1 pseudogene is annotated in these 1,529 nt (G+C 68.5%); it reads right to left on the bottom strand.

The window, feature by feature from the left end:
• Nucleotides 1-21: 21 nt before the first annotated feature.
• Nucleotides 22-1,510, bottom strand: a pseudogene (tnpC, locus tag IE053_RS14370) (IS66 family transposase).
• Nucleotides 1,511-1,529 lie beyond the last annotated feature (19 nt).

The raw sequence follows: 1,529 nt of genomic DNA, 5'->3' as shown, positions 1-1,529 counted from the left end.
GTATCCGTCCGGTGATGACCGTTAAGCTGGACTGAAGTGCCAGGGCAGCAGCTCGTTGATTCGGTTGATCGGGTGGTCGGCGATCCGTGTCAGGACGTCTGTTAGCCAAGCCTGCGGATCGACGCGGTTCAGCTTGGCGGTCTCGATGAGGGTGTAGGCTGCGGCGGCGCGTTCGCCGCCGGCATCGGAGCCCGCGAAGAGGTAGTTCTTCCGCCCGAGCGCGATGGCCCGCACGGACCGTTCAGCGGTGTTGTTGTCGAGCTCGCTGCGACCGTCGGCGAGGTAAGGAGCCATCCGCTTCGTGCGGGTGATGGCGTAGCGCAGAGCCTGGGCGAGGCTGGACCGTCCAGGCAATTGCGGCAGGGTGGCGCCCATCCAGGCGCGCAGTTCGTCCATGACGGGGGCCGCCTCCTGCTGCCGCAGCGCGAGCCGGTCGCCGGGCGGCAAGCCGCGCGCCTTCTTCTCGACGGCGTAGAGCTGCGCGATGCGCCCCAAAGCCTCCTTCGCGACCTGCGAGCCCGTACTCTCGGCGATATCGAAGAGCTTCCTTCTGACGTGGGCCATGCACGCCATCTCGGCGATGCCGGTCTTCTCACCGTAGAGCCTGTCGTAGCCAGCATAGCCGTCGGCATGCAGGATGCCGGAGAAGCGCCTCAGGTGCTCGGCTGGCCGCTCGCCCTTCCGATCCGGAGAGTAGCGGTAGAGCGCGGCGGGCGGGGCCGGTCCCGCCCAAGGGCCGCTCGTCCCTAACGTACGCCCAGAGCCGCGCCGTCTTCGTGCGGCCTCTACCTGGGTCGAGCACCGGCACGGGGGTATCGTCGGTGAAGAGGGCCTTGCCGCCAAGGGCGTGCCTGCCGATCGCCTCTACGAGAGGACGGAGCAGCGTCGCCGATCGGCCGACCCAGTCGGCCATGGTGGACCGGTCGAGAGGCACACCCTCTCGCTCGTAGATCTGGCTTTGCCGGTAAAGCGGCAGGTGGTCGGCGTATTTCGAGACGAGGACGTGCGCGATCAGCCCCGGCCCCGGCGTGCCCCGCTCGATCGGCAGGGACGGCATCGGCTCTTGCGCGATCGTCCCGCACGCCCGGCAGCTGAGCTTCGGGCGGACGTGCCGATGCACGACGAAGCGTCCGGGCACGTAGTCGAGCACCTCGCGGACCTCCTGCCCGAGCGACCGCATGGTCTCGCCGCAGCTGGAACAGCTGCTATCCGGAGCATGCACGACCTCCTCGCGCGGCAGGTGATCTGGCAGCGGGCGGCGCTTGGGCTGACGCTTCGCGTCGGCAAAACTAGGCTCGGCGCTGTCAGATGGATCGTCCCCGCCACCTCCGCCCTCGGTCGCGCCCTGCGCCTCTTCCATCTCCTCGATGGCGAGCTCTAGCTGATCGAGCGCCTCGCTCTTCGTCCCGAAGCGGTGCCGTCTGAGAGTGGCGAGCTGCGCCTTCAGCTTCTCAATCATCAGCGCCTGGTGGACGACTAGGCCGCGCAAGCTGGCCACGTCGTCCGGCAGCGCGTCTGCCGAGTGGGGC

It is taken from the genome of Parvularcula lutaonensis (assembly GCF_014651915.1).
GTDB classification, from domain to species: Bacteria; Pseudomonadota; Alphaproteobacteria; order Caulobacterales; family Parvularculaceae; genus Parvularcula; species Parvularcula lutaonensis.
Note: the sequence above shows the minus strand (reverse complement) of the source record. Positions and strands in the feature narration are given on the sequence as shown.